We start from the raw sequence: 14,463 nt of genomic DNA, 5'->3' as shown, positions 1-14,463 counted from the left end.
GCTGCCACGCGTGCCGACGGGCATTGCCGGCGTCATGATCGGCAGGCCCTGCCGCCGGATGGACCGAAACTGCCACCCATCGGCGTCGGAGCATCCACTGGTGCGTCCACGGACCGCGGATGGAGTCCGGATCCGGCTTTTTCCAACGCGTCCCATCGCGCGATGCCTACTTCGCGAATGCATCGCAAACCAGGTCGGGAAGGCGCACCGGCCGGCCGGCGAGGGTCATGCAGACCGCCTGAACCTGTGCCTTGAACAACAACCGGTCGGCACGCAGCACGCGCTGTTCGACCGTGAAGCTCGACGCTTTCATCGCCACCAGCTCGGTCTCCACCGTCAAAACATCCTCGTAGCGGGCCGGCGCGAGGAAATCGATTTCCATGTGGCGGACGACAAACACCTTGCCTTCCTCCTCCCGCAACCTGTTCTGATCGATGCCGATTTCCCGAACCCACGTGGATCGGCCACGCTCGATGAACTTGAGATAGTTCGCGTGGTAGACGATTCCGGCCATGTCGGTGTCTTCGTAGTAGACCCTCAAGTCGAACGTATGTGCCATGAAACAAGGGCTCCGGGGTGGCACGGCTCCAGCTTGCGGCATGGAGCCATGGCAGGGATGGGCTGACCGCAACCACCCAGATACACAGGGAAGCACCGCAGCGCAAAGGCAAGTCACTTTGAGTTACAGGATACCCGAACTGAACCAATAGCAGGACGGCGAAGCCCACACGCAGGGCGCGGCAAGCTATCGCGCGTCGTTTCGGTTCCGGATGCGCCCTGAGAAATGGCAAGCCGGTGAGGTATCCAATCCCGGCCGAGCAGATCGACAAGATGAGCGACGAACCAATCGTCGTAGGTCGAGAAATCTACAGCACCAAAGTGGCGCGCGGACCCTACCCGTTCGGTAGGGCGGAAACACCTGTCGATTCTACGTGCCCCGCAACTACGAAAGCGACCATCCAAAAAAGCTTGAAGTACTTCCGCTTTGTCCGCACCCCAGTCATTCCGCATGCTGAATTCGCTGCGGTGGGAACGAACGGCCGATTTACTTTCTGCAGTGCTGTTGACGAAACCCGCCGATCGCATTTCTGCATCTACGAGCGCAAGTAGAACAACTCTTCCGGTTGCGGCTCACTGCCGTCATCTGCCGGATTTTTTTTGCCGGACAAACGGTGTTCCATGCTGAGCAGACAATGGTGTGGCCAGTTCCATTCATTGTGGCGTCCTGATTCAACGCCGACAGGACTGTACATGTCGCATCTCTATTGGCTGCACGCAGCACACTTGAAACGCTCACAACATCTGTTTCCTAACCCCTCCAGCAGCATCGATCGTTTCGCCGATGTGACGTTGACCTTGCCGTCCTTGGTTGCAGGCCAGAGTGACCTGAGAGCCTCGCCCCAGTAGGGCGACGAAAGCCTGATGGACGCGGCCTTTTTCCAAGGGCTCCGAGAACAAGCACGCCCTTGGGTGTCCGACCCTTTGCCCTGCAGGGCATGCTTGCATGTCCAAAAGGCGGATGTCTTTCACCACGCCGCCCCTGCGGCCACAAAAAACGAACAGATCACCGGAATGCGGATCTACCGCCAGCACCTTCTTGGCTTGAGCCGTCAGGTAGTTGAACCCCTTGCGCATGTCCGTGACCCCGGCGGCAATCCACACCTTGGTATTTGACGGGACCCGGATCATACGGCTTCGAGCGCCCTGACAAGATCGGCGATTGTAGACGGGACTTCGCTGTGGACACCACCAACCAATGCCCGCTCCGGGTGGTGATCTCGACCCTGGCGACGATGGGCCTGATGTGGTGCCGTCATCAACCCAGCCAACAACCTCGACCGGCAACAGAACCGCCGGATCGGGCGCAGGCCGGAAACGGTCGTCGTTGCACCATTGAACACGATGTTGGCTTTCAGGTCATGACGATGCGAAACACCGACAACCGTCCGGCTCGCGACCAGCGTCTCCACCACAACCCGCCGTTTTGAAATCGTGAGGGTAGTTTCCCCGGCCTCGCTGCCTACTCATCAAATAGCGTCCACCACTCTTTTGCGGACACCATCCGGCAAAGCTCAATACAGGCAGGTCGGGTCAACCGGACGCTTGCGATGGAGACAGCAACGTCAGGGAAGACTCTCGATATCCTCAAGCTTGTGTCGCAAGGCGCTCAACTTCAGTACCTCAAGCGGCCAGCGCGTCGCGCCGCTCGGCACGGGAGATCGCTCTCAGAGTGGCGGTACTTCGATCAACCCAAGCCCAACTGCTTAGATCTGCACCGCGCGAAGTCTGGAAGTGGCCCGAGTGGCCAGCATTGGCACAATGTCGTGCAACTTCTGCAAGAGGTCATCAAGCTCCCTTCGTTCCAGAGTTTCAACGCGGCGGTCCCAGACAGGCGTCCATACGGGCCTCAAGGTGGCGGCGTTCTGCGGTCGCTTGTGATTGGAGAGAATCTCCTCCTCCAACCAATGCTCCCAGACGTTCGGGACCAGGGTCGGCGTCTGGAAGGCGGCGCCTGCGGCAACACTGGCGTCGGCGAGGGAGACGTGTGGGAACCGGCTAAACTGGAAGGACTTGCTACCGGCGCGAGCAACCCACGACTTGAGACCCGATGGGACGAGGCGGACATTCAGGGCACCGCCCACGGCAACATGTCGTCCATTTGAGAGCTTGGATACGGAGGTCGGAAAGCGCGGCTCGGTCGGTTCCTTTCGGTTGCATGGCTCCAATTCGCCCGTGGAGCCATGCCGCGACACGGAGCCAAAGCGCGAGACGGTCAAGATAGCGATGGCCCAAAAGTCTCAAAAAGGCGCCCATAGTGGTTGCCAAGGGCAGTCTGGCACGATGTCGGTGTCTCCATCGTGGACCCGAAGCTCGAAAATGTGCGGTGACGGCATGGCTCTGGCTCTCCAGATGTTCGCCATAGCGCTACGCCCGATCACATGCCCCGGCAAGTGGGCGGGCCGCGGCGATCGCGCCCTGTTGTCAGGCCTGGCGCCCGATACTGGCGGCGATCCTCGCGAAAAGGCGCAACGCATGGCTTGGGTCCTCGGCCGCGCCCGGCATCACACGGTCATAGGCTGCGCTGATCACCTCCGAGATATCCGGCCGCAGGATCGTGTGCCCTTCGGGCGTCACCGCAAGCGGCGATCGGGTGGAAAATGCGCTGTCCGACCAGAGGAGAATGACCTGCGCCATTTCGGCAAGCGCCAGATCCTCCGCTGGGACATCTTTCAGCGGGCTCTCCATACACAGGAAAACGAACGCCGCGCGAATGGCCCCGTTTTTCTCGAAACGGAAGGCTCGGTACTGGCTGGCGCCCGCCTCCTGAAGCCGCGCGACAAGCTCCGACAGATTCGGAAACAGCCCGTCGAGATCGGGCACTTCGAGCAATTCGCTCCATTCCCGAAAGAAGAAGACCATGAGATTGGCCCCCAGTTCGGGATCGGTCTCGGCCATCTTGTGCCCGGCCAACGTGACGACCGCCTCGCAGGCGCCTTTCACGACGCCCAGCGTGCGTTCGTCGACGCCGAAGACAATCGGCACGATGGGCCGCTCCCACCGTGCGCATAGGTAGCTGCCGTCGCCGCGCGTGAACAAGGCCTCGATATCGTTCGCGTCCATGAAACCCTCCGGTGCGTTCGGCAGCCATGCGCAGCCGGGGACGGATTGTCAAATCCTCTTCCGCCAGGCTGTGCCGTGGCAGACCGGTGGATTGGCTCCCTGTCGATCTAGTCACTCGAACAGGGCGCTTTGCCCCGGCGGTTGGGGCACGGCGAGGCCGAGGTGATCCCACGCCTTCCGTGCCAGCATCCTTCCGCGCGGGGTCCGCTGGATCAGGCCCTGTTGCAACAGATAGGGCTCGATCACTTCTTCCAGCGCGTCACGGCTTTCCGACAAGGCGGCGGACATCGTTTCCACCCCGACGGGACCGCCACCGTAGTTCTCCGCGATCAGGGAAAGATACCTGCGGTCAGCGGAATCAAGACCGAGCCTGTCGACCCCGAGACGCGTCAGCGCCGAATCCGCCAACTCCCGGGTCAGACGCCCGTCGCCCTCCACCAGCGCGAAATCGACCACGCGGCGCAGCAGGCGCCCCGCGATGCGCGGCGTGCCACGGGCCCGGGCCGCGATCTCGCGCGCGCCGTCGGGTTCGGCAGGCACACCGAGAAGCCGCGCGTTGCGGGTGACGATCTCGTGCAACTCGTCGATCGTATAGAACTGCAAGCGGGTCGGAATGCCGAAACGGTCCCGGAGCGGGGTCGTCAGCAGCCCCAGCCGCGTGGTCGCGCCGACGAGGGTAAAGGGCTGAAGTTCGATGCGAACCGTTCGGGCCGCCGGTCCCTCCCCGATCACGAGGTCGAGCTCGAAATCCTCCAGCGCGGGATAGAGCACCTCCTCGACCACCGGGTTCAGGCGGTGAATCTCGTCGATGAAAAGGACGTCCCGCGACTCCAGGTTGGTCAGGATCGCAGCAAGGTCCCCGGCCTTGGCCAGCACCGGCCCGGAGGTCATGCGGAAGTTGACGCCAAGCTCGCGTGCCACGATCTGCGCCAACGTCGTCTTTCCCAGCCCGGGTGGTCCGTGGAACAGCGTGTGGTCCATTGCCTCGCCACGCCGCCGCGCACTCTCGACAAAGACAGCGAGGTTGGCGCGTGCCTCGGCCTGGCCGATGAACTCGGTCAGCGCCTGCGGACGGAGCGCCCTGTCCTCTCCGCTGTCTTCGGGTGTCGGTGTGGGGCGGAGGAGCGGATCAGGGTCCGTCATCAGGAATGGCCTTCGTCAATGGGAGAGCAGAACGTCATGGTGCGAACGGTTCCGTGCCCCGGTCGGTGCGCCCCTACCCGTGCGGCGATGTCGATGGTCTGACGGCATCCGGCCAGGATCATCGCTTATCCCTTCGGTGCGAGCAGTTTGAGTGCATTGCGGATCACGGTCGCGGTATCGGCATCCGGATCCTCGCCAAGCGCCTGGGCAACGGCGGCGGCCGCCTCGCCCTGCTGGTAACCAAGGTTTCCGAGCGCCGAAAGCGCGTCGGCCTGAGTGGTCGCGACGGCTGTCGATGCGGGCGCGCGCGCAGGCGCATTTGCAGACGTGGCGGTAGCCTCGGGGGCTTGCGTGGGTTCGACGACGCCGCCCATCGCGCCCGACATCGCCATTACCGCCGGCGCCTTGTCCTTCAGCTCATTGACAACGCGTTGCGCCAGCTTCGGGCCAACGCCGGGGGCCGCCTTCACGGCGGACCAGTCGCCCAACGCCAGCGCACGACTGACGCCATCGGGGCCGAGCACGCCAAGGATTGCCATGCTCGCCTTTGCACCTATCCCCTGAACGGACGTCAGCAACCGGTGCCACTCCTTCTCCTGCAACGACAGGAATCCATAGAGTTGCAGGAGGTCTTCGCGCACCACGAGATCGGTATACAAGACAGCGAACTCCCCTGCTGCGGGGAGGCTCATCAACGTCCGGTCGGACACGAAGATGATGTAGCCGACGCCGCCCACATCCAGCAACACGTGATCGGTCCCGCGATAGTCCACCCGCCCCGCAAGACGCCCGATCATGACGCCCTCGCGATGGCGGCCTGAAGGCGATCGCCGGATTGCAGGTGATGGGCGTGGGTCACGGCAATGGCCAGCGCATCGGCGGCATCCGCGCCAGCGAGTTTGACGCCCGGGAAATGGACGCCGATCATGTGGGCGATCTGGTGCTTCTCGGCGTGTCCGACGCCGACGATCGCCTTCTTGACGGCGTTCGGCGCATATTCGCCCACGCTCAGCCCCGCCTGCGCGGGCACCAGCATCGCGATTCCGCGCGCCTGCCCCAGCTTGAGCGTCCCGGCGCCGTCACGGTTGACGAAAGTCTGCTCCACGGCAGCCGCCGCCGGTTCGTAGGTTCGGAAGACCTCGGTCAGTTGCTCATGCAGCGACAACAGCCGCGCGCCGAGATCCTTCCCCGCCGAACAGCACAGGCCATTTTCGACATGAGTGAGTCGCGAGCCATGCATCTCGATCACCCCCCAACCGAGGGTCCGCAGCCCCGGATCGATCCCGATCACACGCATCTGTTGCCGTCCTGCCTCTGGAGTATCATTTCGGTTTTTTTGATGGACTAGCACGAAAAGCGAACATCGACCAGACGGAAGCGCTCGTCGCGCAGGCGGCCGGTGTCCGAAAACGACGGCACGGGAGGGGATATCGACGCTGGTACCCCGTTTTCGACATGCTGAAACGTCGCAATCGGACCGTGGTTGATCGTGGCCAGAGAGGGGGCTGGAAGCCATGCATCTGGCGAAGAAGTGCAATGCGCTTCCTGCCACTTGCCAGTCGATGGGGCCAAGTTTAGCTGGGGTTCGAGGACGTCGAGTAGCCGTCCCGTTTCCAGCAACGACCAACCGGAGTAGACCATGGCATTCCATGACACGACCCGTCCCGTCCCTGCCACCGGCCTGCGCCGTGCGGTCGGGACCGTGTTTTCCGAGTTTCTCGCCTGGCGCGATGCGCGCAACACGCGTGAGGCCCTGTCGAAACTGACTGACCGCGAGCTTTGCGACATCGGCCTGAAGCGCGAAGACATCGACCAGATGAGTGACGCCCAGCTACGCAACAGCTGAGGAGCGGGCGACCGCGTGCCCTCGGACGACAGCAAAAACCCGCGCCTTCAACAGCGCGGGATTTTCATATCGTTTGCAAGTTGGACCGGCTCAGCCGACGATTGGCTTGACCCAGGTCGCAACAGCGCGGGTCAGCGGGTCGATTGCCATCACGAAACTGCCGGCCTTCTGAACGGCGGTCCCTTCCTGCAGGGCCTCCAGCTTCGCGGTGTAGGCCGTCTCGCCGTTGGCTGCGAGCAGGAAGCCCTTGAAGGTCACCATGACCATCAGCACCACGATGGTGGACCGCAGGAGCGGGCGGCGTTGCGTGCGTTTGCGTGCACGGGTGTAGAAGGACTGACCGAGGGTCCCGACGGCTTCGAAGCCACCGCCACGGCGGTTGATCTTCTCGATGCGCTTGATGCGCCCCTCGAACTCCTTCATCTGGGTATCGCTCATGACAGACTCCAAATACCTATCTCGCCCCGCATCCCCTCAGACTAAGGCCGAAATGTGGCGCAAATTGGGACTCTTGGTCAGCTTTTCCGAAGACAAAGCGTTGTCCAGTCACCGATTTCCTCAGAGCCGTGGACAATGAGGCCCTGATCGGCATAGGCGGCGACAACATCCGCGGCCTGTTCGTTCAGCAGACCGGAAAGGATCGCGAATCCCCCGGGCTTCAGGGCCGCCGCCATGTCGGGCGCCAGTGCAACGAGCGGCGCCTTAAGGATATTGGCGAGGATCAGGCCGAAAGGCGCGGCCTCGGCCAGACGCGGATGATCGAAACCGGTAGCCTCGATGCAGTCGATACGATCGGACAGACCGTTTGCCGCTGCATTGGTCGCCGCGACCTCCACCGCTACCGGATCAATGTCGGAGGCGAGCACCTTGCCCGACCAGACACGCGCCGCAGCCATGCCAAGCACGGCCGTGCCACAGCCGATGTCAGCCACCGGCAGCGGCTTTTCGCCAGCCGCGACCAGCCGGTCCAGCGCCTTCAGACAGCCCAGCGTCGTTCCATGATGTCCGGTTCCGAAGGCCATGGCGGCCTCGATCAACAGCGGCTCGACGTCGTCGGGGACCGTATCGGCATCATGGCTGCCATAGAGGTAGAACCGTCCGGCGCGCACCGGCGCGAGTTCGCGTTTCACCTTGGCGACCCAATCGGTCTCCGGAAGCTCCGACACCGCGAAGTCCTTTGCACCGAATGCCGCGGCAAGCACCGCGAGGGCCGCCACGTCGGGCGCTTCGACGAAGTAGCCGCCGATTTCCCAAAGGCCGGAGCCGTCTTCCAGTTCGAAGACGCCAACCCCAATTGGCTCGGGAACCAGGTTCTCCAGGGCGGCGCCAAGGGCTTCGGCCTGCTCCCTGCCTGGAAGCGTGGTCAGGGCGGTGAAGGTCGGCATTGGCAGGTTCCTGATCTGGTCCGGTGCCCGCGGCGTCCGGATATGTCGGTTTCTCCCGGGCGACCGGGTGGGACTGCGCTAGGCGAGCCCGCTGATCTGGTCAAGGGTCGCGAGCACATCGTCGACAAGCCGAGCCACCGGCCCGGTCGAGTCGAGCGTCATCACAGGGCAGCCGAGCGTATCGGCCCAGGCGAGGTGGCGGGCGCGGTTTCGGCCCGGCAACAGGCCGTCCTCGTAGGCGGCGGCCCAATCGAGAAAGGCCTCCATTTCCGGCCGTTCGGCCGGATCCTGAAGGCGCCACCCCTCCCGAAGGCGCAGGCGTCGCAGGCGGGTCTCGGTGTCCAGAACAAGGAAGATCGCGAGGGTGAAGCGATGATCGATCCCCTCGCTCCAGCTGTCGATGGAGCCCGAAAGGACCCAGTCGCGGCGCGGCAGAAACAGGTCTTCCATCAGCCGCAGCCGCACCTCTGGGGAGCGTTTCTGGCGAAAGGGCGGGTCGGTCGGCACCCAATAGAAGTCATCGGTGTCGAAATGCTGCGTTTCCAGCGCAGTGGCAAGCGCCCGGCCGAGCGTTGTCGTCCCTGCTCCACTGGCCCCGAATACATGAATGCGATGTCCCGCCATCGCGCCCCTTGCGTCAACTCTGGGACGTGACACCCGTCCCCAGCGGGCAAGTGACCCCGGTTCCGCCGATTCCGCAATAGCCCGACGGGTTCTTTGCGAGATACTGTTGGTGGTAGTCCTCAGCGAAGTAGAACGCGTCAGCCGGGGCGATTTCCGTGGTAATCGCGCCGCGGCCCGCGGCTGAAAGGGCCGACTGGTAGCTGGCCTGTGTCTCCCGTGCCAGAGCAAGTTGCTCGGCCGTGGTGGTGTAGATCGCGGAGCGGTACTGTGTGCCAACGTCATTGCCCTGACGCATGCCCTGGGTCGGGTCGTGGTTCTCCCAGAACACCTTCAGAAGCGTCTCGAACGGCAGCTCTGCCGGGTCGAAGACAACGCCCACAACCTCCGCATGGCCGGTCTTGGCCGTGCATGTCTCCTCGTAGGTCGGATTGGGCGTGGTGCCGCCCGCATAGCCGACCATCGTGACGTGGACGCCCGGCAGCTGCCAGAATATGCGTTCCGCCCCCCAGAAACAGCCCATGCCGAACAGGACGGCCTCCATCCCGGCGGGGGGCTCGATCGTCAGCGGTCGACCAGTGACGAAATGGGTGCTGGCGGTGGCGATGGGCGTGTCGCGCCCGGGCAGTGCCTCGTCCGGGCTGACCATCTCCATCTTGGTGCGGTTGAACAGGAACATGTGGCGTCTCCTTTGAGCGTTGCCCCCAATATGGTGACACGACCCGAACAGGTCCACCGCCCCCCGCGAGAACGTGACCACGCCATTCGCAGAGGTCACTCCGCCGGGGCCGAGGTCGCCGGGTGGTACCTGGCAAAGATGGTCTCGTTCCCCGGGGCCGGATGGCGCGGGATCAGCAACGACAGGCCGAGCGACGCAACGGCCAGGAAGGCCGCCAGCAGAAAGACGGCACTTGGCGAGGCCAGCCAGAGATAGCCAAGGGACACCGGCAGGAACACGGCTGCGATGTGGTTGATGGTGAAGGCCACGGCGGCGGTGGGTGCCATGTCGGCAGGATCGCCGATCTTCTGGATATAGGTCTTCAGCGCCAGCGCCAGTCCGAAGAAGATGTGATCCATCACGTAGAGGGTCGCGGCCACCAGAACGCCCCAGCCGAACCAATAGATACCGCCATAGGCGAGGAAGATGATCGCGAGGCCCGCGTATTCGAAGATCAGCGCCCGACGCTCGCCGAAACGGCTCACAGCCCACCCGAAGAGCGGCGCCGCCGCCATGTTGGTCACGAGCGTGATCAGGAAGAGGCTGGTGATTTCATGCACCTCGAAGCCGAAGCGCTCCACCATCATGAAGCTGGCAAACACGACAAAGATCTGCCGCCGGGCGCCGGCCATGAACTGCAGCGCGTAGTAGAGCCAGTAGCGCTGACGCAGGACGAATTTCTTGACCTGAACGGTCGGCGAGTCGAACTGCGGATAGGCCAGCAGGCAGAAGACCGCGACAATGGCGGTGATGAGCCCGGCCGTCATGTAGACGGTATTGTAGTCCAGATCGAAGGCCCTCCACGTGCCGACGATCAGCCCGTAGGCGACAAGCGTCGATGCCGAGCCCGTGGCCAGCATCCATCCCAGTACCCGAGGGGCGCGTACCTTGTCGATCCACTGGAGTTGCAGCGACTGGTTCACGGTTTCGTAGTAGTGAAAGCCGATCGAACTGAGCATGGTGATCGTCAGGATGCCCCCCATCGTGGGGAACCAGGCTGTGACCGCAGTGGCCACACCGAGCAGCAGCAGGGAAATGACCCCCAGCACCTGCTCCCGCATCAGCCGGATCAGGGCGATCACGGCAATGGCAAGAAAGCCGGGGATCTCCCGCACGGTATGGAGAAAGCCGATGTCGGATCCGTCGAAGCGGGCGACTTCGATGACGAAATTGTTCAGCAACGCAGACCACGTGGCAAATGCGATCGGCATGGCGGCTGACATGACGAAAAGCAGCGTGACGGGCCGGCGCCAGAATGGCAGGGCCCGCGCTTCGGAGAGCGTGAGTTTGCGCATGGAAGCGCCTTAGCGCCGAAAGCGCCTCAAGGGAAGGCCCGGGAACCTGCGCCGGCGCAGGTCCGCCACGCGGACCGCCGGTGCGCGCCAAACTGGCAAACCTGCCCATCCTTGAAGCGTTTCGTACGCAGCTACCAGAAGCTCTGCGGATCGATATCGACCGACAGGCGCAGCCCGTTCGGCGGGCGGACCTGTGCCAGCCACCGCGCCAGTGCCGCCTGCAACGGCGCCCCCTTCGCGGCCTTGACCAACAGGCGAACACGGTGACGGCCGCGGACGCGGGCAATCGGGGCCGGCGCGGGACCATACACAATCGCACCAATCTCGCGCAGGGGACCGTCCTTTCGGGTCAGGTCATTTCCAAAATCGAACACTTGCTGCACATCCTCCGAGGACAGGATGATCCCGGCCATCCGTCCGTAGGGCGGCACGCCCGCGGCGCGGCGTTCGGCGGCTTCGGCGCTCCAGAACCCTTCCTCGTCGCCGGACAGGATCGCCCGGATCACGGGGTGTTCGGGCTGATAGCTTTGCAGAAGGGCCACACCCTTGCGCTCGGCCGTGCGCCCGGCGCGCCCGGCCACCTGCCGCACGAGTTGAAAGGTCCGCTCCGCTGCCCGCAGGTCTGAGCCTTGCAGGCCAAGGTCCGCATCAATCACGCCCACAAGCGTCAGGAGCGGAAAGTTGTGCCCTTTCGCAACGAGTTGCGTGCCGATGATGATGTCGGCGGCGCCTTCCGCGATCTCTGCGATCTTTGCTTTGAGCGCCCGGGCCGTTCCGAACAGATCGGAGGACAGAACCGCGACCCGTGCATCGGGGAACAGGTCCACGACCTCCTCCGCCAACCGTTCCACCCCGGGTCCGACGGGCGCCAGACGCCCCTCCACCTCGCAGGACGGGCAGGCCTCCGGCATGGGCCTGGTCTCGCCGCATTGGTGGCAGACGAGACGTTTCAGAAACCGGTGTTCGACCATCCGCGCATCGCACTGGGCGCAGGCGATCTGATGGCCACAGGCCCGGCAGATCGTGACCGGCGCATAGCCGCGCCGATTGAGAAAAAGCAGGGATTGCTCGCCTTCCTCGATCCGCGCCGCCACGGCTTGTTGCAATCGGGGCGAGATCCAGCGGGTCGCGGGCAGCTTGTCTTCGCGCATGTCGATGGCCCGCATCTCGGGCATCTCGGCAGCGCCGAAACGCGCGCCAAGCTCCACCCGGCCATATTTCCCCGCTTCGACATTGGCCCAGCTCTCCAGCGATGGGGTGGCAGAGGCCAGCACGACGTGACCGTCGCAAATGGAGGCCCGCAGGACCGCCATGTCACGTGCATTGTAGAAAACCCCGTCCTCCTGTTTGTAGGACGTGTCATGTTCCTCATCGACGACGATGAGGCCAAGGTCTCGGAACGGCAGGAACAATGCGGACCGTGCCCCGACGACCACGTCGACGCCCCCAGCCCCGACCATCTTCCACGCCCGGCGCCGCTCCGTCATCGTCACCCCGGAGTGCCATTCCGTCGGTCGCGCACCGAAACGTTCCTCGATCCGGGCCAGGAACTCGCCCGTCAGCGCGATCTCCGGCAGCAACACGAGCGCCTGCCGCCCCTGGGAAAGGCACTCCGCGACCGCCTCGAGGTAGACTTCGGTCTTTCCCGAGCCCGTGACCCCTTTCAGCAGGGTGGTGCCGTAGACACCGCGTTTCACGGAAGCGCGCAGCACCGCTGCTGCCGCTGCCTGAGCCTCGCTCAGCGGCACCCCCGCCCGACCCGCGTCGAGCTTTGGATAGGGCAGATCCCTCGGCGCCTCTTCCTCCCGCACCACGCCTTGCTTCACCAGCCCCTTGATGACGGAATTGGTCACCCCGGCATGGGCCGACAACTCGGACAGGGTGAAGGCCAGCCCACCGTACTCGTCGAGCGCCTCCAGCACCTTGCGGCGGGCATCGGTCATCCTGTCGGGCTCTCCTTCGCCGCGCCGGTAAACCTTCCGCATCGATGGTGGATCGCTCAGCCCCGGTGCCCGAGTCGCCAGCCGCAGCATCGACGGCATCGGCGTCAGCGTGTAGTCGGCCGCCTTTCCCAGAAATTCCCGCAATGTGCCGGTCATCGGCGCCACGTCCAGCACCCGGTTCACCGACCGCACGCGACTGCGGTCGAAATCTCCCGCGCCCGGACCCCAGACGACGCCCAGAACCTTGCGCGGCCCAAGCGGCACTTCCACGAACGCGCCGAGCGAACATCCCCCCTCCGGCGCCTTGTAGTCCAACAGCCGATCCAGCGGTTGCGTCGTCAGGACGGCCACCAGATCGCCCTTGGCAAACCAATCGTTATGCGTCATGCCCTGCCCCGACGGGACTTCCCCGTTCCCAAAGATGACGGGCCCCGCTCCCGCGTGCCGGCCCAAGCGCCCCACAGGAGGAAACCGATGAAATTCTTTGTTGATACCGCCGAAGTCGATGCAATCGCCGAGCTCAACGACCTCGGCATGGTCGACGGCGTTACCACCAACCCTTCGCTGATCATGAAATCCGGCCGTGACATCAAGGAAGTCACGAAGGAGATCTGCGACATGGTCGACGGCCCCGTGTCCGCCGAAACCGTGGCGCTCGATGCCGACGGCATGATCGCCGAGGGACGCGAACTGGCGAAGATCGCCGACAACATCGCCATCAAGGTGCCGCTGACCTGGGCCGGGCTCAAGGCCTGCAAGGTGCTCACCGACGAAGGCCGCATGGTCAATGTCACTCTCTGCTTCTCCGCCAACCAGGCCCTGCTCGCCGCAAAGGCCGGCGCCACCTTCATCTCGCCCTTCATCGGGCGGCTCGACGATCTCAACATCGACGGCATGGAACTGATCGCCGAAATCCGCGCCGTCTACGACAATTACGATTTCGGGACCGAGATCCTCGCCGCCTCGATCCGCTCCGTCAACCACATGAAGGAAGCCGCCCTGATCGGCGCCGATGTGGCAACTGCGCCACCCGCGGTCATCAAATCCATGGCAAATCACGTCATGACAGACAAGGGACTGGACGCCTTCATGAAGGATTGGGCAAAAACAGGTCAGAAAATTCTCTGACCTGGTGTAGGGTTGCCAGGCGACATTGAAGTGGGATGGGCATGAGCGACGTGGCGGTTGATCTGGAAGAGCTTCGGGAAAAGATTCTGACGGAACCGGATGTCATCCTCGACGACCGCGACATCATGCGCGTGCTCATCTCCGCCAACGAGAAATCTCTCGGTGGCAACATTGTCGATCTGCGCGGCATTGCGATGGAACGGTTGGAGAGCCGTCTCGACCGTCTCGAAGACACGCACCGTTCCGTCATCGCCGCCGCCTACGACAATCTTGCAGGCACCAATCAGATCCACCGCGCAGTGCTGACGATGATGGACCCGGTCGATTTTGAAGGGTTCCTGAAGGGCATCGGCACGGATGTTGCGGCCATCCTGCGGGTCGACAGCCTGCGGCTGGTGCTGGAATCGGAAGCCAACTCGGAAGGCGAAATTGCCGTCCGGCGCCTCGGTGAGGTTCTGACCGTGGTGAAGCCCGGCTTCATCGCCGACTACCTGACACAGGGGCGCGACGGCGTACCGCTCCGTCAGGTGACGCTGCGCCAGCTACGACCCGACGCCGAAGTTCTCTATGGCGATGCCACCCAGTGGATCAATTCCGAGGCGCTGCTGAAGCTCGACTTCGGCGAGGGCCGCCTGCCCGGCATGCTGGTGCTCGGTTCGGAGGATCCGCACCAGTTCCGGCCCAATCAGGCGACCGACCTGTTGGCCTTCCTTGCGGGGGTCTTTGAACGGCAGATGCGGCGGTGGCTGAGCTGACCTGCCTC

General features: G+C 63.8%; 16 protein-coding genes. 4 read left to right on the top strand and 12 right to left on the bottom strand.

Going from position 1 to position 14,463, the window contains the following annotated elements; genetic code table 11:
• Positions 1-166: 166 nt before the first annotated feature.
• Entirely contained in the window at positions 167-559 is a 393-nt protein-coding gene (gene ybgC, locus CLV78_RS15455; RefSeq protein ID WP_106205722.1) for a tol-pal system-associated acyl-CoA thioesterase, read from the bottom strand.
• Positions 560-1,293: 734 nt separating this feature from the next.
• Positions 1,294-1,689, bottom strand: a complete 396-nt coding sequence (gene tnpB / locus CLV78_RS15450; protein ID WP_106205721.1) for an IS66 family insertion sequence element accessory protein TnpB — start codon at positions 1,687-1,689, stop codon at positions 1,294-1,296.
• Positions 1,690-1,739: 50 nt separating this feature from the next.
• Here tnpB and CLV78_RS23670 point away from each other — a divergent pair, with 50 nt between their 5' ends.
• Positions 1,740-1,988 carry a hypothetical protein gene (locus tag CLV78_RS23670; RefSeq protein WP_146136705.1) on the top strand — a complete coding sequence of 83 codons (249 nt, stop codon included), beginning with the start codon at positions 1,740-1,742 and terminating at the stop codon, positions 1,986-1,988.
• Between the two features lie 994 nt (positions 1,989-2,982).
• Here the strand turns inward: CLV78_RS23670 and CLV78_RS15435 are convergent.
• The 4 genes from CLV78_RS15435 to ruvC all read right to left on the bottom strand — a co-directional run bounded on the left by CLV78_RS15435 (position 2,983) and on the right by ruvC (position 6,061).
• Entirely contained in the window at positions 2,983-3,621 is a 639-nt protein-coding gene (locus CLV78_RS15435) for a hypothetical protein (RefSeq protein WP_106205718.1), read from the bottom strand.
• A gap of 111 nt (positions 3,622-3,732) precedes the next feature.
• The gene (gene ruvB / locus CLV78_RS15430) at positions 3,733-4,764 is read right to left on the bottom strand and encodes a Holliday junction branch migration DNA helicase RuvB (protein WP_106205717.1); all 1,032 of its coding nucleotides are present in this window, start codon (positions 4,762-4,764) and stop codon (positions 3,733-3,735) included.
• Positions 4,765-4,889: 125 nt separating this feature from the next.
• Positions 4,890-5,561, bottom strand: coding sequence for a Holliday junction branch migration protein RuvA (gene ruvA, locus CLV78_RS15425; RefSeq protein ID WP_106205716.1), 672 nt, complete (start codon positions 5,559-5,561; stop codon positions 4,890-4,892).
• A complete protein-coding gene (gene ruvC / locus CLV78_RS15420) occupies positions 5,558-6,061 on the bottom strand; it encodes a crossover junction endodeoxyribonuclease RuvC (RefSeq protein ID WP_106205715.1) in 504 nt (167 codons plus the stop codon). Before ruvC ends, ruvA begins: the two co-directional genes overlap by 4 nt.
• Before the next feature lie 342 nt (positions 6,062-6,403).
• Between ruvC and CLV78_RS15415 the strand changes: the two genes are divergently transcribed.
• Positions 6,404-6,610, top strand: coding sequence for a DUF1127 domain-containing protein (locus CLV78_RS15415; protein ID WP_106205714.1), 207 nt, complete (start codon positions 6,404-6,406; stop codon positions 6,608-6,610).
• 90 nt (positions 6,611-6,700) lie between these two features.
• Here the strand turns inward: CLV78_RS15415 and CLV78_RS15410 are convergent, their stop codons facing one another.
• From CLV78_RS15410 to CLV78_RS15385, 6 genes are all read right to left on the bottom strand, one after another.
• A complete protein-coding gene (locus CLV78_RS15410; RefSeq protein ID WP_106205713.1) occupies positions 6,701-7,048 on the bottom strand; it encodes a hypothetical protein in 348 nt (115 codons plus the stop codon).
• A gap of 77 nt (positions 7,049-7,125) precedes the next feature.
• Positions 7,126-7,995 (bottom strand): 50S ribosomal protein L11 methyltransferase, encoded by an 870-nt coding sequence (locus CLV78_RS15405; protein WP_106205712.1) that lies wholly within the window; start codon positions 7,993-7,995, stop codon positions 7,126-7,128.
• A gap of 78 nt (positions 7,996-8,073) precedes the next feature.
• Positions 8,074-8,619 carry a P-loop NTPase family protein gene (locus CLV78_RS15400; RefSeq protein ID WP_211301002.1) on the bottom strand — a complete coding sequence of 182 codons (546 nt, stop codon included), beginning with the start codon at positions 8,617-8,619 and terminating at the stop codon, positions 8,074-8,076.
• Positions 8,620-8,632: 13 nt separating this feature from the next.
• Entirely contained in the window at positions 8,633-9,295 is a 663-nt protein-coding gene (msrA, locus tag CLV78_RS15395; protein WP_106205711.1) for a peptide-methionine (S)-S-oxide reductase MsrA, read from the bottom strand.
• Between the two features lie 95 nt (positions 9,296-9,390).
• The gene (locus CLV78_RS15390) at positions 9,391-10,629 is read right to left on the bottom strand and encodes an MFS transporter (protein ID WP_106205710.1); all 1,239 of its coding nucleotides are present in this window, start codon (positions 10,627-10,629) and stop codon (positions 9,391-9,393) included.
• A gap of 131 nt (positions 10,630-10,760) precedes the next feature.
• Entirely contained in the window at positions 10,761-12,959 is a 2,199-nt protein-coding gene (locus CLV78_RS15385) for a primosomal protein N' (protein ID WP_106205709.1), read from the bottom strand.
• A gap of 87 nt (positions 12,960-13,046) precedes the next feature.
• Here CLV78_RS15385 and fsa point away from each other — a divergent pair, with 87 nt between their 5' ends.
• On the top strand, positions 13,047-13,700 hold the full coding sequence (fsa, locus tag CLV78_RS15380; RefSeq protein ID WP_106205708.1) for a fructose-6-phosphate aldolase: 654 nt from the start codon (positions 13,047-13,049) through the stop codon (positions 13,698-13,700).
• Positions 13,701-13,741: 41 nt separating this feature from the next.
• A complete protein-coding gene (locus CLV78_RS15375) occupies positions 13,742-14,455 on the top strand; it encodes a DUF484 family protein (protein ID WP_106205801.1) in 714 nt (237 codons plus the stop codon).
• The last annotated feature ends 8 nt before the right edge of the window (positions 14,456-14,463 follow it).

The sequence above is a fragment of the Aliiruegeria haliotis genome (genome assembly GCF_003003255.1).
Lineage (GTDB): Bacteria > Pseudomonadota > Alphaproteobacteria > Rhodobacterales > Rhodobacteraceae > Tropicimonas > Tropicimonas haliotis.
This window is presented reverse-complemented; position numbering and strand designations above follow the sequence as displayed.

Excerpts from the sequence above, each read along its gene's own strand:
- ruvA (WP_106205716.1), bottom strand. The coding sequence starts at position 5,561 with ATGATCGGGCGTCTTGCGGGGCGGGTGGACTATCGCGGGACCGATCAC.
- CLV78_RS15390 (WP_106205710.1), bottom strand. The coding sequence starts at position 10,629 with ATGCGCAAACTCACGCTCTCCGAAGCGCGGGCCCTGCCATTCTGGCGC.
- tnpB (WP_106205721.1), bottom strand. The coding sequence starts at position 1,689 with ATGATCCGGGTCCCGTCAAATACCAAGGTGTGGATTGCCGCCGGGGTC.
- CLV78_RS15410 (WP_106205713.1), bottom strand. The coding sequence starts at position 7,048 with ATGAGCGATACCCAGATGAAGGAGTTCGAGGGGCGCATCAAGCGCATC.
- ruvB (WP_106205717.1), bottom strand. The coding sequence starts at position 4,764 with ATGACGGACCCTGATCCGCTCCTCCGCCCCACACCGACACCCGAAGAC.
- CLV78_RS15405 (WP_106205712.1), bottom strand. The coding sequence starts at position 7,995 with ATGCCGACCTTCACCGCCCTGACCACGCTTCCAGGCAGGGAGCAGGCC.
- fsa (WP_106205708.1), top strand. The coding sequence starts at position 13,047 with ATGAAATTCTTTGTTGATACCGCCGAAGTCGATGCAATCGCCGAGCTC.
- CLV78_RS15435 (WP_106205718.1), bottom strand. The coding sequence starts at position 3,621 with ATGGACGCGAACGATATCGAGGCCTTGTTCACGCGCGGCGACGGCAGC.
- CLV78_RS15415 (WP_106205714.1), top strand. The coding sequence starts at position 6,404 with ATGGCATTCCATGACACGACCCGTCCCGTCCCTGCCACCGGCCTGCGC.
- CLV78_RS15375 (WP_106205801.1), top strand. The coding sequence starts at position 13,742 with ATGAGCGACGTGGCGGTTGATCTGGAAGAGCTTCGGGAAAAGATTCTG.
- ybgC (WP_106205722.1), bottom strand. The coding sequence starts at position 559 with ATGGCACATACGTTCGACTTGAGGGTCTACTACGAAGACACCGACATG.
- CLV78_RS15400 (WP_211301002.1), bottom strand. The coding sequence starts at position 8,619 with ATGGCGGGACATCGCATTCATGTATTCGGGGCCAGTGGAGCAGGGACG.
- msrA (WP_106205711.1), bottom strand. The coding sequence starts at position 9,295 with ATGTTCCTGTTCAACCGCACCAAGATGGAGATGGTCAGCCCGGACGAG.
- ruvC (WP_106205715.1), bottom strand. The coding sequence starts at position 6,061 with ATGCGTGTGATCGGGATCGATCCGGGGCTGCGGACCCTCGGTTGGGGG.
- CLV78_RS15385 (WP_106205709.1), bottom strand. The coding sequence starts at position 12,959 with ATGACGCATAACGATTGGTTTGCCAAGGGCGATCTGGTGGCCGTCCTG.